The 18,136-nt window shown below is 70.6% G+C and carries 17 protein-coding genes; 11 read left to right on the top strand and 6 right to left on the bottom strand.

Annotated elements, in window-relative coordinates:
- The first annotated feature begins 20 nt into the window (after positions 1 to 20).
- Positions 21 to 329, top strand: a complete 309-nt coding sequence (locus AB0I38_RS27410) for a WhiB family transcriptional regulator (RefSeq protein WP_358478031.1) — start codon at positions 21 to 23, stop codon at positions 327 to 329.
- Here AB0I38_RS27410 and AB0I38_RS27405 read toward each other — a convergent pair.
- On the bottom strand, positions 272 to 736 hold the full coding sequence (locus tag AB0I38_RS27405; RefSeq protein ID WP_358478013.1) for a peptide deformylase: 465 nt from the start codon (positions 734 to 736) through the stop codon (positions 272 to 274). The two genes, AB0I38_RS27410 and AB0I38_RS27405, sit on opposite strands and share 58 nt — an antisense overlap.
- 334 nt (positions 737 to 1,070) lie before the next feature.
- On the opposite strand from AB0I38_RS27405, the gene AB0I38_RS27400 reads away from it, so the two are divergent.
- Complete coding sequence (locus tag AB0I38_RS27400; protein ID WP_436838787.1) at positions 1,071 to 2,258, top strand: uroporphyrinogen-III synthase; 1,188 nt, start codon at positions 1,071 to 1,073, stop codon at positions 2,256 to 2,258.
- Entirely contained in the window at positions 2,255 to 2,995 is a 741-nt protein-coding gene (locus AB0I38_RS27395) for a sirohydrochlorin chelatase (protein ID WP_358477976.1), read from the top strand. Before AB0I38_RS27400 ends, AB0I38_RS27395 begins: the two co-directional genes overlap by 4 nt.
- Positions 2,996 to 3,078: 83 nt before the next feature.
- Here the strand turns inward: AB0I38_RS27395 and AB0I38_RS27390 are convergent, their stop codons facing one another.
- The 3 genes from AB0I38_RS27390 to AB0I38_RS27380 all read right to left on the bottom strand — a co-directional run bounded on the left by AB0I38_RS27390 (position 3,079) and on the right by AB0I38_RS27380 (position 5,189).
- Positions 3,079 to 3,639 carry a hypothetical protein gene (locus AB0I38_RS27390; protein WP_358477958.1) on the bottom strand — a complete coding sequence of 187 codons (561 nt, stop codon included), beginning with the start codon at positions 3,637 to 3,639 and terminating at the stop codon, positions 3,079 to 3,081.
- Between the two features lie 159 nt (positions 3,640 to 3,798).
- Positions 3,799 to 4,653, bottom strand: coding sequence for a PAC2 family protein (locus AB0I38_RS27385; protein WP_358477947.1), 855 nt, complete (start codon positions 4,651 to 4,653; stop codon positions 3,799 to 3,801).
- Between the two features lie 74 nt (positions 4,654 to 4,727).
- Positions 4,728 to 5,189, bottom strand: coding sequence for a universal stress protein (locus tag AB0I38_RS27380; protein WP_436838786.1), 462 nt, complete (start codon positions 5,187 to 5,189; stop codon positions 4,728 to 4,730).
- 77 nt (positions 5,190 to 5,266) lie between these two features.
- Between AB0I38_RS27380 and metH the strand changes: the two genes are divergently transcribed.
- The 8 genes from metH (at position 5,267) to AB0I38_RS27340 (ending at position 16,201) form a co-directional block, all read left to right on the top strand.
- The gene (metH, locus tag AB0I38_RS27375; RefSeq protein WP_358477934.1) at positions 5,267 to 8,731 is read left to right on the top strand and encodes a methionine synthase; all 3,465 of its coding nucleotides are present in this window, start codon (positions 5,267 to 5,269) and stop codon (positions 8,729 to 8,731) included.
- 74 nt (positions 8,732 to 8,805) lie between these two features.
- On the top strand, positions 8,806 to 9,450 hold the full coding sequence (locus AB0I38_RS27370; RefSeq protein WP_358477918.1) for an HAD family hydrolase: 645 nt from the start codon (positions 8,806 to 8,808) through the stop codon (positions 9,448 to 9,450).
- A 97-nt stretch (positions 9,451 to 9,547) separates the two neighbouring features.
- Positions 9,548 to 10,030 carry a cellulose synthase gene (locus AB0I38_RS27365; RefSeq protein ID WP_358477907.1) on the top strand — a complete coding sequence of 161 codons (483 nt, stop codon included), beginning with the start codon at positions 9,548 to 9,550 and terminating at the stop codon, positions 10,028 to 10,030.
- A gap of 222 nt (positions 10,031 to 10,252) precedes the next feature.
- Positions 10,253 to 11,245: an ABC transporter permease gene (locus AB0I38_RS27360; protein WP_358477891.1), complete on the top strand. Its 993-nt coding sequence runs from the start codon at positions 10,253 to 10,255 to the stop codon at positions 11,243 to 11,245.
- 49 nt (positions 11,246 to 11,294) lie between these two features.
- Entirely contained in the window at positions 11,295 to 13,058 is a 1,764-nt protein-coding gene (locus tag AB0I38_RS27355) for an ABC transporter substrate-binding protein (protein WP_358477875.1), read from the top strand.
- Between the two features lie 85 nt (positions 13,059 to 13,143).
- Complete coding sequence (locus AB0I38_RS27350; RefSeq protein ID WP_358477859.1) at positions 13,144 to 14,157, top strand: ABC transporter permease; 1,014 nt, start codon at positions 13,144 to 13,146, stop codon at positions 14,155 to 14,157.
- A complete protein-coding gene (locus AB0I38_RS27345; RefSeq protein WP_358477833.1) occupies positions 14,154 to 15,179 on the top strand; it encodes an ABC transporter ATP-binding protein in 1,026 nt (341 codons plus the stop codon). The genes AB0I38_RS27350 and AB0I38_RS27345 overlap by 4 nt, the downstream gene beginning before the upstream one ends.
- Complete coding sequence (locus AB0I38_RS27340; protein ID WP_358477816.1) at positions 15,176 to 16,201, top strand: ABC transporter ATP-binding protein; 1,026 nt, start codon at positions 15,176 to 15,178, stop codon at positions 16,199 to 16,201. The genes AB0I38_RS27345 and AB0I38_RS27340 overlap by 4 nt, the downstream gene beginning before the upstream one ends.
- A 42-nt stretch (positions 16,202 to 16,243) precedes the next feature.
- Here AB0I38_RS27340 and AB0I38_RS27335 read toward each other — a convergent pair whose 3' ends face one another.
- Together AB0I38_RS27335 and AB0I38_RS27330 are read right to left on the bottom strand one after the other, a co-directional pair.
- Positions 16,244 to 16,936, bottom strand: coding sequence for a response regulator transcription factor (locus AB0I38_RS27335; RefSeq protein ID WP_358477805.1), 693 nt, complete (start codon positions 16,934 to 16,936; stop codon positions 16,244 to 16,246).
- The gene (locus tag AB0I38_RS27330) at positions 16,933 to 18,105 is read right to left on the bottom strand and encodes a sensor histidine kinase (RefSeq protein ID WP_358477767.1); all 1,173 of its coding nucleotides are present in this window, start codon (positions 18,103 to 18,105) and stop codon (positions 16,933 to 16,935) included. The genes AB0I38_RS27335 and AB0I38_RS27330 overlap by 4 nt, the downstream gene beginning before the upstream one ends.
- Positions 18,106 to 18,136 lie beyond the last annotated feature (31 nt).

Here is an 18,136-nt window from a genome sequence, read left to right as displayed (position 1 = left end):
CGTGGGTAGGCGTGGTGAGCATGATGATGTTCGACTGGTCGCGCGCAGCCGCCTGCCTGACCCTGGACCCGGAGTTGTTCTTCCCGATCTCGACGGAAGGCCTGGGCCATGAGCAGGTGGAACGCGCCAAGACGATATGCCAGGGCTGCCCGGTGCGCCAGCCCTGCCTCGACTACGCCATCAGCACCGGCCAGGCGTACGGCGTCTGGGGCGGCACCGATCCGGCACAGCGCCGCGCGCTCGCCGCGAATCCGGCCGCGCGGGTGCACGGTCAGTCTGGAAGCAAGGCGGCGGCCAGGAAACGCTCGCGCTCGCCCGCCTCAAGGTGATCGCTGAACAGCACGCCGTCGAGGTGGTCGTTCTCGTGTTGCAGCACCCTGGCGAGCACGCCCAGCGCGCGCACGACCACGGGTTTGCCGAACATGTCGCGGCCCCGCGCCGTGACCAGGTAGGAGCGTTCCAGCGGCCACCACACGCCCGGAGCCGACAGGCAGGCCTCGTCCGCCGTGATGCGCCGTTCCGACAGCTCCAGTCTCGGGTTGACCAGGTGCCCCGATCTGCCCTCGTAGGAATAGGCGAGCACGCGCAGCGGCACCCCTATCTGCGGGGCGGCCAGGCCGGCTCGGCCGGCCCCCGCGCGGATGGTCGCGGTCAGGGACTTCACCAGCCCCCGCAGCTCACGGTCGAAGTCACGCACCGGCTCGGCCACCGAGCGGAGCACAGGGTCGCTGAACATAAGGATGGGCCGGACTGTCACCGCAACTCCCCGATTCGCCGCGCCGTCCTCCGCAGGATTCCCGCCCCTCCGATGATCAATCCCATGAAGCGTGTGATGTAGCACAGCGGTAACAGAAGAGACCCGTCGGCGAAACGGCGTGAAAGCACTATCTCAGGGTGATCTCACTTCGGGTTCACATGCGTGTGATGCCTGGCCGGGTGCTCGGGGCCCGGCCGGACGCACCGGCCCAGCCGATCCACCTGGAGGTGTCCGCGTGAGCGCGCTCCCCGCTGAGGACTTCACCCGGCCGCACGATCCCCCTGGCGCGCGGCCGTACGACCACGACGGAGCCTTGCCGTACGACCAGGCCGGGGCGCGGCAGCACGACCCCGACGGGGCGCGCCGGCACGAGACCGCGCCCGACGCGCTGTCCGGGTTCACCATCGGCGTCACCGCGACCCGCAGGCGCGAGGAGTTCGGCGCGCTGCTCGAACGGCGCGGCGCCCGCGTCGTGAGCGCTCCGGCGATCCGGCTGGTGCCGCTCGCCGAGGACTCCGGCCTGCTGGCCGCCACCCAGGCGACCCTGTCCGGGCCCGTCGACGACGTGGTCGTCACCACAGGCGTGGGCTTTCGCGGCTGGATGGCCGCCGCCGAGGGCTGGGGCCTGTCCGCCGACCTCGGCGTCCACCTGTCGCGGGCCCGCATCCTCACCCGGGGCCCCAAGGCCAGGGGCGCGGTGCGCGCCGCCGGGCTGGACGACCACTGGACCCCGGCCACCGACTCGTGCCTGGAGGTCAAACAGCACCTGCTGGCCCAGGACCTGCGTGGCCGCCGCATCGCGGTGCAACTGCACGGCGAGCCGCTGACCGAATTCGTCGGCGACCTGCGGGAGGCGGGAGCCGAGGTGATCGAGATCCCGGTCTACCGATGGCTGCCCTACCGCGACGTCGCGCCGCTGCGCCGCCTGATCACCCAGACGATCTCCGGCGCCGTCGACGCCGTCGCCTTCACCAGCGCGCCCGCCGTGCACGCCATGCTCGGCGCCGCCCGCGCCGAGAACCTGGAGGAGCCGCTCCTGGCCGCGTTCGGCGGCCGGGTGGTGGCCGCCTGCGTCGGCCCGGTCACGGCCGACCCGCTGACCTCGCGCGGCGTACGGACCCTGCAGCCCGAACGGGCCAGGCTCGGCGCGCTGGCCCGCGCGCTGGCCAGGCACCTGCCCGAGCACGGCGTCACCCGGGTGGTGGCGGGCGGGCACCGGCTGGAGATCCGCGGCCACGCGGTGGTGGTCGACGGCGAGCTCAGGCCGCTGCCACCCGCGCCGATGTCGGTGCTCAAGCGGCTGGCCGACAAGCCCGGCCATGTGGTGTCCAGGGCCGAGCTGCGTACCGTCCTGCCGGGCAGCCTGGCCAGGGACTCCGCCGAGCACGCGGTCGAGATGGCCATCACCCGGCTGCGCCGCGCTCTCGGCGCCGGGGGCGTCGTCGAGACGGTCGTCAAGCGCGGTTACCGGCTCGCCTGCTCGCACGAGGCGGGCCTGTGACGCCGACGCTCGTCCTGGCCGCCCACGGCACGCGCAGCGAGGCGGGGGAGCGGACCCTGTCGGCCCTGGCCGGCGCGGTGCGCGTGGTCCGCCCCCGGCACCGCGTCGAGCTGGCCTACCTGGAGATCAGCAGGCCGCTGCTCGCCGACGTCCTGGCCGCCACGCCCGGCCGCGCCGTGCTCGGCTCGGCCGTGTGCGCCGTGCCCGGTCCCGTCGTCGTGGTGCCCCTGCTCCTCACGGGCGGCTACCACGTGCACGCCGACCTGCCCGGCGTGATCGCCGAGCACCGCCCCGACGCGCTCGTCGCCCCGCCGCTGGGGCCGCACCGGCTGCTCACCACGGCGCTGGCCCGGGGACTGGCCCGCGCCGGGCTGCGGTCCACGGACGCGGTCGTCCTCGGCGCGGCGGGCTCCTCCAACCCGTCGGCGCTGGCCGACGTGCGGGCGGCGGCGCACCAGCTGGCCGTCCGGCTGGCGCGGCCGGTCACCGCGGCGTTCGCCTCGGCGGGCGCCCCCTCGCTGGACGAGGCGCTGGAGCGGGTCAAGCAGGGCCCGGCCGGCCGGGTGGCCGTCGCCTCCTACCTGCTGGCCCCGGGCTTCTTCCACGACCGGCTCGTCGCGGCCGGCGCGGACCTGGTGAGCGCACCCCTGGGCGCGGACCCGGACGTGGCGGCCCTGGTCTGGAGGCGCTTCGACGAGACGGCGGCGGCTCTGGCCGGACGGGCGGTGAGCGCCTGACGGCCGGTCGGCGGCCCGGCGGGGCCGACCACGACCGGCGCGCGGAAGGGCCGCGCGGAGCCGTACGGGGGCCGTGAAAAAGGTCAGGCCGGTTGCCCGGCGGGATCCAGGCGCAACTCGCGGACGATCTGCTCCGCCGCCGCGTCGGGCGGCGGGACCGCCTCGGCGCCCACGAACATCGAGATGTAGGCGTGGTGGAAGCAGCCCGCGAGCAACAGCCGGGCGGTCGCCACCGGGTCCACGCCCGCCACCACCCGGCCGGCGCGCTGCTCCGCCTCCAGATAGGAGGCCAGCGGGACGACCTCCGCCATCGGGCCGAGCCCGTGGTCGCGCAGCGCCTCGCGGAACCGCACGGTCACGTTGGGCGAGGTGAAGGCGGGCAGCGCGGCCGACTGCACCTCCCCGTAGTAGTCGATGCCCGCCCGCACGATGGGGATCAGGTTGTCGGCCACCCTGCCCCGGCCCACCCGGTGGGCCAGATCGTGCAGGACGCTGAGCCAGAAGGGGAGGCGATACTGCAGGAGCGCGAGGAAGTGGTCCACCGACCCGCCCGGGCGCTCGTTCCTGACGGACAGGGCCATCTCCAGGACGCGCCGTCTGGCGTCCTGGCTTCGCTGGTGCGGATCTACGTGGGAGGTCGCCATGAAGTGGGCCTAACGGTGCGCAGTCACACGGGCAGGGACATCGCGGGATCGGCGAACGTCCGTCTCCAGGGTCAGATGGGGGGTCCCAACTTGGTGCAAGCTTGTACGATCCCCGATTATTACCCTTAATTCCTGAAAAATCCGTCAATTGACCGCAAATCAGCTGTCAGTGTCGGTGTCCCGGTGCCTCAGGTAGCGCTCGAACTCGGCCGCGATCGCGTCGCCGCTGGCCTCGGGCAGCTCGGAGGCGTCCTTGCGCTCCTCGAGCTCCTTGACGTATTCGGCCACCTCGCTGTCCTGCGAAGCGAGCTCGTCGACGCCGCGCTCCCACGCGCGGGCCTCCTCGTCGAGATCGCCGAGCGGCATCGGGATCTCCAGCACGTCCTCCAGGCGGCGCAGCAGCGCCACCGTGGCCTTGGGGTTGGGCGGCTGCGCCACGTAGTGGGGGACCGAGGCCCACAGCGAGATCGCGCTGAGGCCGGCCTCGCCGAACGCGTGCTGCAGCACGCCCACGATGCCCGTCGGGCCCTCGTAACGGCTGAGCTCCAGGTTGGTCGAGCGGGCCAGGCCCTCGTCGGTGGCGCCGCCGATGACCGGCACCGGCCGGGTGTGCGGGGAGTCGTTGAGCAGGGCGCCCAGCATCACGGCGAGCTCGACGCCCACCTCGCGGCAGACCTCGATGATGTCGGCGCAGAACGAGCGCCAGCGCATGTTGGGCTCGATGCCGCGCAGCAGCACCACGTCGTGATCGAGACCGGGCGGGCGGGCGTGCAGCAGCCGCGTCGTCGGCCAGACGATCGACCTGGTCAGCCCGTCGCCCATCTCCACGACCGGGCGGGTGACCTGGAAGTCGTAGTAGTCGTCCGGATCGAGTGCCACCAGGGGCTCGGCCTTCCAGGCGGACTCGAGATGGGCGATCACACCGCTCGAAGCCTCGCCCGCGTCGTTCCACCCCTCGAACGCGGCAATCAGCACCGGATCGACGAGCTCGGGGAGCCCTTCGAGCTCGATCACGTGTCGCCTCCTGTCTCCTCCGTCGCGCTAAGCCTATGCGGTGAGGAGGCGCTCGTGTCACTTGGTGACGACGATCAGTGGCGCCCGCCGGACGTGGTGTGGACGATCAGCACGTCACAGGCGGCGCGGTGGGTCACCGCGGACGGCACCGAGCCGATCAGCCGGCCCGCCAGGCTGTTGAGCCCGCGGTTGCCCACGACGAGCAGATCCGCGTGCCGCCGGCCGGCCAGCGAGATCAGCACGTCGACCGGGTCGCCCTCCTCGGCCGCGAGGACGACGTCGGTCGCTCCGGCCGCCACGGCGTGCTCGCGGGCCGCGCGCAGCGCGTCGTCGGCCGGCGTGGAGCCGTTGACCTTGTAGGCGAGTTCGCCGAGCCGTTCGGCCGCGGCCGAACGCTCGCTCTCCCTCATGGGGAGGTACGCGCAGGCCAGGACGAGGGTGGCGCCGGTCGCCCCGGCCAGGGACGCAGCGGCGCGTACGGCGCGGAAGGAGGAGGCGGAACCGTCGGTGCCGACCAGGACGGTGCGATAGGCCATCAGAACCCCAATTGGACGTGATGTTCAATTGACTGTCGGCAGAATAGCGTTCCCGGGCAGCCGTTAGGCTTGGGCGCATGAACAGCCGTCCCTCGTTCCGCGAAGTCCTGTCCCAGCGCGTGATCGTGGCCGACGGGGCCATGGGGACGATGTTGCAGGCCCAGGACCCCACGATGGACGACTTCCAGGGGCACGAGGGCTGCAACGAGGTGCTCAACGCCACCCGGCCCGACATCGTGGGCGGCGTCCACGACGCCTACTTCGCGGTGGGCGTCGACTGCGTGGAGACCAACACCTTCGGCGCCAATCTCGCCGCGCTCGCCGAATACGACATCGGCGAGCGGGTCTTCGAATACTCCGAGGCCGGCGCCCGCATCGCCCGGGAGCGCGCCGACCACTGGTCGACGCCCGACCGGCCGCGCTTCGTGCTCGGCTCGATGGGTCCCGGCACCAAGCTGCCCACCCTGGGCCACCTGCCCTACGTCAGCCTGCGCGACGCCTACCGCGACAACGCGGCGGGCCTGATCGCGGGCGGCGCCGACGCGCTGATCATCGAGACCTGTCAGGACCTGCTCCAGGTCAAGGCCGCCGTCATCGGCGCCAAGCGGGCCATCGAGGCGGCCGGCCGCGACGTGCCGATCATCGCCCAGGTGACCATCGAGACCAACGGCGCGATGCTGCTCGGCTCCGAGATCGGCGCCGCGCTCACCGCGATCGAGCCGCTCGGCGTCGACCTGATCGGCCTCAACTGCGCCACCGGCCCCGCCGAGATGAGCGAGCACCTGCGCTACCTGGCGCGCCACTCCAGGCTGGGGCTGTCCTGCATGCCCAACGCGGGCCTGCCGGTGCTGACCTCCGACGGCGCCTACTACCCGCTCAGCCCCGAGGAGCTGGCCGGCGCACACGAGACCTTCACCCGCGACTACGGCCTGTCCCTGGTCGGCGGCTGCTGCGGCACCACGCCCGAGCACCTGCGCCAGGTCGTCGAGCGGGTGCACGGCAAGGAGCCCGTGGCCCGCCGCCCGCGCCCCGAGCCGGGCGCCTCCTCGCTCTACCAGACCGTCCCGTTCCGCCAGGACACCTCCTACCTGGCGATCGGCGAGCGCTGCAACACCAACGGCTCCAAGGCCTTTCGCGAGGCCATGCTCGAAGGCCGCTGGGACGACTGCGTCGAGATGGCCCGCGACCAGGCGCGCGGCGGCGCGCACCTGCTCGACCTGTGCGTCGACTACGTCGGTCGCGACGGTGTGGCCGACATGAAGGAGCTGGCGTTCCGCCTGGCCACCGCCTCCACCCTGCCGATCATGCTCGACTCCACCGAGTCCGAGGTGCTGCGCGCCGGCCTGGAGATGCTCGGCGGCCGCGCGGTGGTCAACTCGGTCAACTTCGAGGACGGCCGCGGCCCCGGGTCCCGCTTCCACAAGACGATGACCGCCGTCCGCGAGCACGGCGCCGCGGTCGTCGTCATGTGCATCGACGAGGACGGCCAGGCCCGCACCGCCGAGGAGAAGGTCCGCATCGCCGGTGAGACCATCGACGCCCTGGTGGCCGACTGGGGCATGAAGGTGCCCGACATCATCGTCGACTGCCTCACCTTCACCATCGCCACCGGCATGGAGGAGAGCCGCCGCGACGGCCTGGAGACCATCGAGGGCATCCGCCGGCTCAAGCGGCGCTATCCCGAGGTGCAGACCACGCTCGGCCTGTCCAACATCTCCTTCGGCATCAGCCCGGCCGCGCGCATCGTGCTCAACTCGGTGTTCCTCAACGAGTGCGTCAACGCCGGGCTCGACTCGGCCATCGTGCACGCCTCCAAGATCCTGCCGATGTCGCGCATCCCCGACGAGCAGCGTCAGGTCGCGCTCGACATGATCTACGACCGGCGGCGCGAGGGCTACGACCCGCTGCAGCGCTTCATCGACCTGTTCGAGGGCGTCGACGTCGCCGCCCTGCGCGGCGGCAGGGCCGCGGAGCTGGCGGCGCTGCCGCTGTGGGAGCGGCTCAAGCGACGCGTCATCGACGGCGAGAAGAAGGGCCTGGAGGCCGACCTCGACACCGCCCTGGAGCAGCGGCCCGCCCTTGAGATCATCAACGACGTGCTGCTCGACGGCATGAAGACGGTGGGCGAGCTGTTCGGCTCCGGGCAGATGCAGCTGCCGTTCGTGCTGCAGTCGGCCGAGGTGATGAAGACCGCGGTCGCCTACCTCGAGCCCCACATGGACCGGGTCGAGGGCGAGACCAAGGGCCGCATCGTGCTGGCCACGGTCAAGGGCGACGTGCACGACATCGGCAAGAACCTCGTCGACATCATCCTGTCCAACAACGGCTACGACGTCGTCAACCTCGGCATCAAGCAGCCGGTCTCGGCCATCCTGGAGGCGGCCGACGACCAGAAGGCCGACGTCATCGGCATGTCCGGGCTGCTGGTGAAGTCGACGGTCGTCATGAAGGAGAACCTCGAGGAGATGAACTCCCGGGGCATCTCCGAGCACTACCCCGTGCTGCTCGGCGGCGCCGCGCTCACCCGCGCCTACGTCGAGCAGGACCTGGCCGAGCTGTTCCGGGGCGAGGTCCGCTACGCCCGCGACGCGTTCGAGGGCCTGCGGCTGATGGACTCGTTCATGGCGGTCAAGCGCGGCGTCGAGGGGGCTACGCTGCCGCCGCTGCGCGAGCGCCGCGTCAAGTCGGGGGCGGTGCTGCGGCGCACCCCGGTCGAGGAGCTGCCGGCCCGTTCCGACGTGGCCGCCGACAACCCGGTGCCGGTGGCGCCGTTCCACGGTGACCGCATCGTCAAGGGCATCTCGCTCAACGAGTACGCCGCCTTCCTCGACGAGCGCGCCCTGTTCCTCGGCCAGTGGGGGCTCAAGCCGACCAGGGGCGGCAGCGGGCCCGACTACGACGAGCTGGTCGAGACCGAGGGGCGGCCGCGGCTGCGGATGTGGCTCGAACGCATCCAGACCGAGGGCCTGCTGGAGGCGGCCGTCGTCTACGGCTACTTCCCGTGTGTCAGCGAAGGCGACTCGCTGGTCATCCTCGACGAGGCCGGCGGCGAGCGCACCCGCTTCACCTTCCCGCGCCAGCGGCGCGACCGCCACCTGTGCCTGTCCGACTTCTTCCGCGCCAAGGACTCCGGCGAGGTCGACGTGGTGGGCTTCCAGGTGGCCACGATGGGCGGCAAGATCGCCGAGGCCACGGCCGAGCTGTTCGCCAAGGACGCCTACCGCGACTACCTTGAGCTGCATGGCCTGTCGGTGCAGCTGACCGAGGCGCTGGCCGAATACTGGCACGCCCGGGTCCGCTCCGAGTGGGGGATCGGCGGCGACGAGTCGCTCGACGACATGCTCAAGGTCAACGTCCGGGGCTGCCGCTACTCCTTCGGCTACCCGGCCTGCCCCAACCTCGAGGACCAGGTGCAGCTGTTCCAGCTGCTGGAGCCCGAGCGCATCGGGGTCACCCTGTCGGAGGAGTTCCAGCTGCACCCCGAGCAGGCCACCTCCGCTCTGGTCGCGCACCATCCGGAGGCCAAATACTTCAACGTCTGACCGCCTCGACGGCCCCCGGCTCCCGGCCGGGGGCTTTCGCGACGACGCTCACGGGACAACCGATCGGGGGATGCATGGAAGCGGTCTTCTTCGACATGGACGGGCTGCTGGTCGACACCGAGAAGGTGTGGCTGGAGATCGAGACCGTCGTGATGGGGCGGCTCGGGAGCGAGTGGACACCCGAGCACCAGGTCCATCTCGTCGGCGGCTCGATGGAGCGTACGGTCGCGTACATGCTGGCCGTGTCCGGCTCGTCGGTCGCCCCGGAGACGCTGCGCGAGTGGATGGTCGAGGGCATGGTGGAGAGGCTGTCCGGCGGCGTGCGGATCATGCCGGGCGCCGCCGAGCTGCTCGACGCCCTGCGCGACGACGGCGTCCCGGTCGCGCTGGTCACCTCGTCGCTCAGGGAGATCGCCGACGCCGTGCTCAAGGACGTCGGCCACGACCGCTTCGACCTCGTCGTCACGGCCGACGACGTGACCCGGACCAAGCCCCATCCCGAGCCCTACCTGACCGCCGCTGGGCTGCTGGACGTGCGGCCGGCCCGCTGCGTGGTGCTGGAGGACTCACCCAACGGCGTCGCCGCGGCCACGGCGGCGGGCTGCGCGGTGGTCGCCGTGCCCAGCCTGCTGCCCATCGACCCGGCGCCGGGTCGCCTGGTCGTCTCCTCGCTCGCGTCCGTCGAGATCCCTCACCTGCGCACCCTGATCGGCGCCTGAACGCGTCCCCTAGGGGACAAGTGGTCCCAGCGGAGGAGCTGCCCGGCCGGTCACGCGTGCCAGGATGGAGGTGTAGTCGACACGAGGGACGGCCGGAATGACTTTCGATCAGATCGCGTGGCTGCCGCTGTGCGTCGGTGTGACCATCGCGGGGCTGGCGCTCAGCTTCCTGGCGTTCCGGCGCAGGGGAGCGGCGGCGGGGCTGAGGACGACGGCGTGGGCGCTGCTGCCGCTCGCCGCCTACCTCACCGGAGCCCTGAGCAGCCTGTGGACCGTGGGCGCCACTCTCGTCGGGTTCGTCACGGGGCTCGCCTTCAACCCGATCGTGTGGTCGGGCGTCGCGCTGACGGGGCTGTCGGTGGTGCTGTTCGTGGTGTCCGGCGTGCTGCGCGGCAGGAGCGCGGCCAAGGGCGCCGGGCCGGCCAAGGCCAAGCAGGCCCCGCGCGCGGCCGAGGGCACGGCGGCTCCGAAGGGGACCGCGGCGGCGGGCAAGCCTGCGGTGGAAGCCACCAAGAAGCCGAAGAACGATGACGACTTCTCCGACATCGAGGAGATGCTCCGACGCCGGGGTATCGGTTGAATGAGCTTGTGTCACGATTCTGGGACACAACCGGGACTGGCCGTAGACATCCACATTAAGATCGATACGAATGAGTTTCGCGTCAATCACAGTTGAGCCACATAGCGGTCTGAGGGGCTAGTCAGCGCAGCTCAGGCCATACATCCTGCCTCCGGGGGTCGCGATCCGCGCCCCACTCAGACGACCCGGCCAACGTCGTCCGCAATCAGGGGGCAATCAGGCATGACCGCACCGCTAGACGTATCCGGCTCCGCGGCGGAGGCGCATCCGGAAGCCGTGCTCGTGGGAGCGGGCAAGGCCATCCAGGGGCGCTCGCTCACCCGGATCGCTTGGATGCGGTTGCGGCGAGACAAGCTCGCGATGGCGGGCGGGATCATCGTGATCCTGCTGATCCTCGTGGCGATCTTCTCCACGCCGATCATCGCCGCCTTCGGGCATCCGCCGCTGGAGTTCCACCAGGACCAGATCGATGGGAGCACGCTCCTGCCCAAGGGCGCCTTCGGCGGCCTCGGCGGCGAGTACCTGCTCGGCATCGAGCCGGTCAACGGACGCGACGTCTTCAGCCGCATCGTCGCCGGCGCCGGCATCTCGCTGCTGATCGGTTTCCTGGCGACGATGCTGTCGGTGGTCATCGGCACCACGCTCGGCGTGATCGCCGGCTACTTCGGCGGCTGGGTCGACCAGCTGATCGGCCGGATCATGGACGTCTTCCTCGCCTTCCCGCTGCTGGTCTTCGCCATCGCGCTGGCCGGCGTCATTCCCGACAAGGGGTTCGGCCTGGAGGGCAACTCGCTGCGGATCGCGATGCTGATCTTCATCATCGGATTCTTCAGCTGGCCCTACATCGGCCGCATCGTCCGCGGCCAGACGCTCTCGTTGCGCGAGCGCGAGTTCGTCGACGCCGCGCGGAGCCTCGGAGCCCGCAATGGCTACATCCTGTTCCGCGAGATCCTGCCCAACCTGATGGCGCCCATCCTCGTCTACGCGACGTTGCTGATCCCCACCAACATCCTGTTCGAGGCCGGACTCTCCTTCCTGGGCGTCGGCATCAACCCGCCGACCCCCACCTGGGGCGGCATGCTCTCGGAGGCGGTGCGCTTCTACACCCTGCCGCACTTCGTGATCTTCCCGGGTCTGGCGATCTTCATCACCGTTCTCGCCTTCAACCTGTTCGGCGACGGGCTGAGGGACGCCTTCGACCCGCGGGCGCACTGACCTTCGCCAACGCTCCATCCCCCAACTCCACTGATCAAGGGGTTAGTAAATGAGAAGGAAATCCGCACTGGCAGCGGCCGCGACCGCGGCCCTTGCCCTAGTGCTCTCCGCCTGTGGCGGAGGTGGCGGCACAACCCAGCAACCCGCCCAATCGGCGTCGGGCGCCGCCGCCGAACCGGCGTTCAACGCCGGTCTGACCTCGGTGTTCAACCCTTCGACCAAGAAGGGAGGCACGCTGAAGGCGGCCCACTCCGCCGACTGGGACAGCCTCGACCCGGGCGACACCTACTACGGCTACTCGTTCAACTTCGGCCGGTTCTACTGGCGGACGCTGACGATGTACAAGCCCGGTCCCGGGCCCGAGGGCAACACGGTCGTGCCCGACCTCGCCGAAGGACTGGGTGAGGCCAGCGACGGCGGCAAGACCTGGACGTACAAGCTCAAGAGCGGCCTGAAGTACGAGGACGGCACGCCGATCACGGCCAAGGACGTGGCCTACGCGGTGGCGCGTACCTTCGACAAGGAGACCTTCCCGCACGGCCCCTCCTACCTCAACGAGCTGCTGGCCTGGCCGAAGGACTTCAAGGGCGTCTACAAGACCCCCGACGTCGACTACAGCGCGGCCGTCGAGGCGACCGACGACCAGACGGTCGTCTTCCACCTGGCCAAGGCGTTCTCGTCGATGGACTACGTCGTCCAGATGCCGATGACCGCTCCGGTGCCCAAGGACAAGGACACGGGCGCCAAGTACAAGGAGAAGGTCGTCTCCTCCGGCCCCTACAAGTTCGAGTCCAACGAGATCGGCAAGAAGTTCGCGCTGGTCCGCAACGACCAGTGGGACCCGGCCACCGACCCCAACCGGCCCGCGCTGCCGGACCGGATCGAGGTCCAGCTCAACGTCAACGCCGATGACCTGGACAACCAGCTCATCGCGGGCAACATCCACCTGGACATCCCCGGCACCGGCATGCAGCCGGCGGCCCTGGGCAAGGTCCTGCCCGACCCCGCCCTGAAGGCGCGGACGGACAACCCGATCATCCCCAGGCTCTGGTACGTCTCGGTCATCCCGGACAACCCGCCGCTGGACAACGTCGAGTGCCGCAAGGCCGTGATGTACGCCGCGGACCGGGTCGCCAACCAGACCGCCTACGGAGGCGAGCTCGCCGGTGGCGAGATCGCGACCAACGTGCTGCCGCCGCCCATCGTGGGCCAGGAGAAGTTCGACCTGTACGCCTCCGAGGGCAACAAGGGCGACGTGACCAAGGCCAAGGAGGCGCTCGCCGCCTGTGGCCAGCCGAACGGCTTCTCCACCACGATGACCTTCCGCGCCGACCGTCCGCGCGAGAAGGCGCTGGCCGAGGCGATGGAGCAGGCGCTGGCCAAGGTCGGCATCAAGCTGACGCTCAAGGGCTTCCCCGGCTCCAGCTACTTCTCCGACTACGCCGGCAACGTCGCGTACATCAAGAAGAACGGCGTCGGCCTGGCCGCCCACGGCTGGGGCTCGGACTGGCCCGACGGATACGGCTTCCTGCAGGCCATCGTCGACAGCCGCACCATCCGCCCCGCGGGCAACTACAACCTCAGCGTCAAGAACCCCGAGGTCGACAAGCTCATCGACCAGGCCTCGGCCGAGCTCGACGCCACCGCCCGCGCCAAGCTGTGGGTCGACGTCGACAAGAAGGTCATGGAGGACGCCTCCATCCTGCCGGTCGTGTGGGCCAAGTCGCTGCTCATGCGCGGCAAGGGCGTGACGAACGTCGCCTACAACGAGGGCCAGAGCATGTTCGACTACGTGCTGCTCGGCGTCGAGTGACCAGGCGAGGTTCGGGGATCTAGCGAAGGCAGGTGAAGGCAGGGATGGCCTGCCCGGCGACGGGCAGGCCATCCGGCCGGAAGCGGTGTTCACATACATCATCAGGCGTCTGATAGGCGCGGTCGCGATGCTGATCGTCGTCAGCATGGTCACCTTCGGCATCTTCTTCGTCGTCCCCCAGTGGGCCGGCGCCACGCCGGAGGCCATGGCCTCGCGCTACGTCGGCCGCGCGGCCACTCCGGAGACCGTGCACCTGGTCGCCGAGCGGCTGGGCTTCAACGATCCGGTGGTCGTGCAGTACGGCCGGTTCCTCAAGGGCCTGTTCACCGGCGCGGAGTACGACTACGGAGCCGGGGTCGAGCACTGCCCGGCGCCCTGTTTCGGCTACTCCTTCATCAGCGGCCAGCCGGTATGGCCGGACCTGGTCGACCGCATCCCGGTGACCTTCGCTCTGGCCCTCGGCGCGGCCTTCATCTGGGTGGTGGCCGGCGTGAGCGTGGGCGTGGTGTCCGCGTTGCGCCGGGGCAGCTTCTTCGACCGGGTGGCGATGGGCACCGCGCTGGCCGGCGTGTCACTGCCCATCTTCTTCACCGGCATGGTCTCGCTGGTGGTCTTCAGCTACGGCCTGGGCTGGACACCACCGGGCGGCGCGTGGACCGACCTGTCGGAGAATCCCGCGCAGTGGGCCTTCAACCTGCTGCTTCCATGGATCACGCTGGCGTTCCTGTTCGCCGCGGGCTATGCGCGGCTGACCCGCGCGGGGATGCTGGAGACCATGGGCGAGGACTACATCCGCACCGCCCGGGCCAAGGGCATGCGGGAGCGTGACGTCGTGGTCAAGCACGGCCTGCGGGCGGCGCTGACCCCGATCCTCACCTTGTTCGGCATCGACTTCGGCCTGCTGATCGGCGGCGCCGTGCTCACCGAGACGACCTACACTCTGCCGGGGCTCGGCCAGTTCGCCATCCTGGCCATCAGAAACCAGGACCTGCCCCAGGTCATGGGTGTGGTCCTGATCGCCGCCTGCTTCGTGGTGGTGGCGAATCTGATCGTCGACCTCCTGTACGCGTGGGTCGACCCGAGGGTGAGGTTGTCGTGAGCTTCCTGGACGTCAAGGATCTGAAGATCCACTTCCCCACCGACGACGGGCTGGTCAGGGCCGTCGACGGCCTGTCGTTCAGCCTTGAACGCGGACAGACCCTGGGCATCGTGGGCGAGTCGGGCTCGGGCAAGAGCGTGACCAGCCTCGGCCTGCTGGGCCTGCACAAGGGCGGCCGGGCGAAGATCTCCGGGGAGATCTGGCTCGACGGCGACGAACTGGTCGGCGCCACGCCCGAGCACGTGCGCACGCTGCGCGGCAGGAAGATGGCGATGATCTTCCAGGATCCGCTGTCGTCGATGCACCCCTTCTACACGGTGGGCCAGCAGATCATCGAGGCCTACCGGATCCACAACCAGGTCTCCAAGGCGGTGGCCAGGAAGCACGCCATCGACATGCTCGGGCGGGTGGGCATCCCCGAGCCGGCCCGGCGCGTCGACGCCTACCCGCACGAGTTCTCCGGCGGCATGCGCCAGCGCGCCATGATCGCGATGGCGCTCTCGTGCGACCCCGAGCTGCTCATCGCCGACGAGCCGACCACCGCGCTCGACGTGACCGTGCAGGCCCAGATCCTCGATCTGATGCGCGACCTGCAGCGAGAGTTCAACTCCGCGCTGATCATCATCACCCACGACCTGGGCGTGGTGGCCGAGCTGTCCAACGACATCCTGGTCATGTACGGCGGCAAGTGCGTCGAGTACGGCTCGACCGACGACATCTTCTACCGTCCCGAGCACCCCTACACGTGGGGTCTGCTGGGATCGATGCCCCGGCTCGACCGGGAGCCCACCGAGCGGCTCCTGCCGATCAAGGGCAGCCCGCCGTCCCTGATCAACGTCCCGTCCGGCTGTGCCTTCCACCCTCGCTGCCCCTACGCGGAGCTGACGCAGGGCAAGGCCGACGCCGAGGTGCCGGCGCTCGCCGAGACCGAGGGGGGCCACCTGGTGCGCTGCCACCTGGACAAGTCCGAGCGGCGGAGGCTGTGGGAGACCGAGATCAAGCCAGTGCTGGAGACTCAGTGAGTGAGAACGAGCCGCTTCTGTCCGTCCAGGGCCTGCAGAAGCACTTCCCGGTGACGAAGGGCCTGCTGAAGCGGCAGGTTGGAGCCGTCAAGGCGGTCGACGGGATCAGCTTCGAGGTGTTCAAGGGCGAGACGCTCGGCCTGGTGGGGGAGTCGGGCTGCGGCAAGTCGACCACGGGCCGCCTGGTGACCAGGCTGCTGGAGCCCACGGGCGGCAAGATCGTCTTCGAGGGCAACGACATCACCCACCTGAGCCAGGGCAAGCTCCGCCCGCTCCGCCGCGACATGCAGATGATCTTCCAGGATCCCTACTCGTCGCTCAACCCGCGTCACACGGTCGGCGCCATCGTCGGGGCCCCGTTCCGCATCCAGGGCGTGCGGACCGAGCACGGCGTCAAGAAGGCCGTCCAGGACATCCTCGCCCTGGTCGGCCTCAGCCCCGAGCACTACAACCGCTACCCGCACGAGTTCTCGGGCGGGCAGCGGCAGCGCATCGGCATCGCCCGCACGCTGGCGCTCAAGCCCAAGCTGATCATCGCCGACGAGCCGGTCTCCGCGCTCGACGTGTCCATCCAGGCTCAGGTGGTCAACCTGCTGGAGGACCTGCAGCAGGAGATGGACCTCACCTACGTGGTGATCGCGCACGACCTGTCGGTGGTGCGCCACATCAGCGACCGGGTCGCGGTCATGTACCTCGGCAAGATCGTCGAGGTGGCCGACCGCAAACGGCTCTACAGCGCGCCCATGCACCCCTACACCAACGCCCTGCTGTCGGCGGTGCCGGTGCCCGACCCCAAGGCGCGGGCCGGACGAGAGCGCATCCGACTCACCGGCGACGTGCCGAGCCCGCTCAACCCGCCGCCCGCCTGCCGCTTCCACACCCGTTGCTGGAAGGCCCAGGACATCTGCAAGACGGTCGAGCCGCCGCTGGAGCAGCTGGCCGACGGCCACCAGGTCGCCTGCCACTTCCCGGAGAACGTCTCCGAGGTGCCCGTCGCCGCGGCGAAGCCGGCCGAGGCCTGAGTCGCCGCCCGCTCCGCCGTACGGGAACGGCGGGGCGGGCGCTCAGGACAGGGCGCCCGGCGTGATCAGGCCCGTCTCGTACGCCAGCACCACGGCCTGCACGCGGTCGCGCAGCCCCAGCTTGGTCAGCACGTTGCCGACGTGCGTCTTGACCGTGGTCTCGCTGACCACGAGCTTGGCGGCGATCTCCGCGTTGGACATCCCCTTGGCGATCAGCCGCAGCACCTCGAGCTCCCGCTCGGTGAGCCGGTCGACCCGCGCCGGCGCGGGCTGCTCGTGGGCCGACGGCAGCCGGGCCGCGAACCGGTCGAGCAGCCGGCGCGTCACGCTCGGCGCCACGATCGCGTCGCCCGCCGCCACCACCCGGATCGCCTGCACCAGTTCCTCGGGCGGCACGTCCTTCAGCAGGAACCCCGACGCCCCCGAGCGCAGCGCCTCCACGATGTACTCGTCGAGGTCGAACGTCGTCAGCACCAGCACCTTCGGCACGTGCGCCGCCGGGGTCGCCCGGGCTCCGTCGCGCACGATCCGCCGGGTGGCCTCGATGCCGTCGACCCCGGGCATCCGGATGTCCATCAGCACCACGTCGGGCAGCAGCGCCCTCGTCTGCTCCTGCGCGGCCTTGCCGTCGCCCGCCTGCCCGACCACCGTGATGTCCGGCTCGGCCTCCAGGATCAGCCGGAAACCGGTGCGTAGCAGCGGCTGGTCGTCCACCAGCAGCACTCTGATCGTCATCGTCCGTCCTTCAAGGGGAATCTCGCCCGAACCTCGAAACCGCCCCCGGATCGCGGACCGATGCTCAGAATCCCACCATAAAGGGCGACGCGCTCACGAATCCCCACCAAACCATGCCCTGGCTCCCCGGACAGGAGCCCGCCCCGCCCGTCGTCCTCCACCCTGACGTGCAGCTCGTGCGGCTCGTGCCGTACGGTGACCACCGCCCTGGCGCCGCCTCCCGCGTGCCGCAGGCTGTTCGTGAGCCCCTCCTGGACCAGCCGGTAGGCGGCCAGGTCGACTCCGGCGGGAACATGGCCCGGCTCGCCGTCGACGCTCAGCAGCGTCTCCAGGCCGGCCTCGCGCATCTGCTCCACCAGAGCCGGCAGGTCCCGCATGCCCGGCTGAGGGCCCAGCTCGGCGCGGGCGTCGGTGCGCAGCACACCGACGATGTCGCGCATCTCGGTCAGCGCCATGCGGCCCGTGTGCTCGATCGCCGACAACGCCTCGTGCGCCAGCTCGGGGTCGGAGCCGAGCACCCGGCGCGCGGCCGAGGCCTGCACGGTCATCACGGTGACATGGTGGGCCACCACGTCGTGCAGCTCCCGGGCGATCCTGGAACGCTCCTCGGCCCGCGCCGCCCGGGTGTCGGCCGCGTGCGCCCGCTCCAGCCGGGCCGCCCGGTCCTTCAGCTCCTCCAGGTACGCGCGGCGGAGCCGCAGGCTCCGCCCCGCGCCCCAGACCGCCATGAGCACCACGGCGACCACCAGGTGGTCGCTCCACCGCATCGCGGCGACCGGGCCCACCACCGCGCTCACGAGGTAGAGCACGACGGACAGCATCAGCCCGCCCAGCGCCACCGCCAGGCCGCGGTAGGACGCCACCGAGTAGAGCAGCACCAGCCCCGCGGCACCCGCCAGGCCCGTGCCATAGCCGAGGCTGGTCAGCAGCGTCTCGGGCACCAGCGCCGCGCACATCGCGCCGAGCGGCCAGCGCCTGCGCACCGCCACCGGCGCGCACGCCAGCAGCACCAAGGTCACCCCTAACGCGTCGGGCGCGCGCATCCCCTCGATGAGCGCGCCCTGCGCGCGCAACTGGTCCGGGCCGTAGAGGACGAACAACGCCACCGAGGCCGCGGCCACCGCCACGGCGAGGACCGTGTCGTGGAACAGGGGTCGGCCGACTCGCATCGCTTCACTGTAGGTCCAGGTGAGAGCCCGA

The organism is Nonomuraea cavernae (assembly GCF_040655715.1).
Lineage (GTDB): Bacteria > Actinomycetota > Actinomycetes > Streptosporangiales > Streptosporangiaceae > Nonomuraea > Nonomuraea cavernae_A.
The sequence above is the reverse complement of the archived record's forward strand: the minus strand, read 5'-3'. Positions and strand labels throughout refer to the sequence as shown.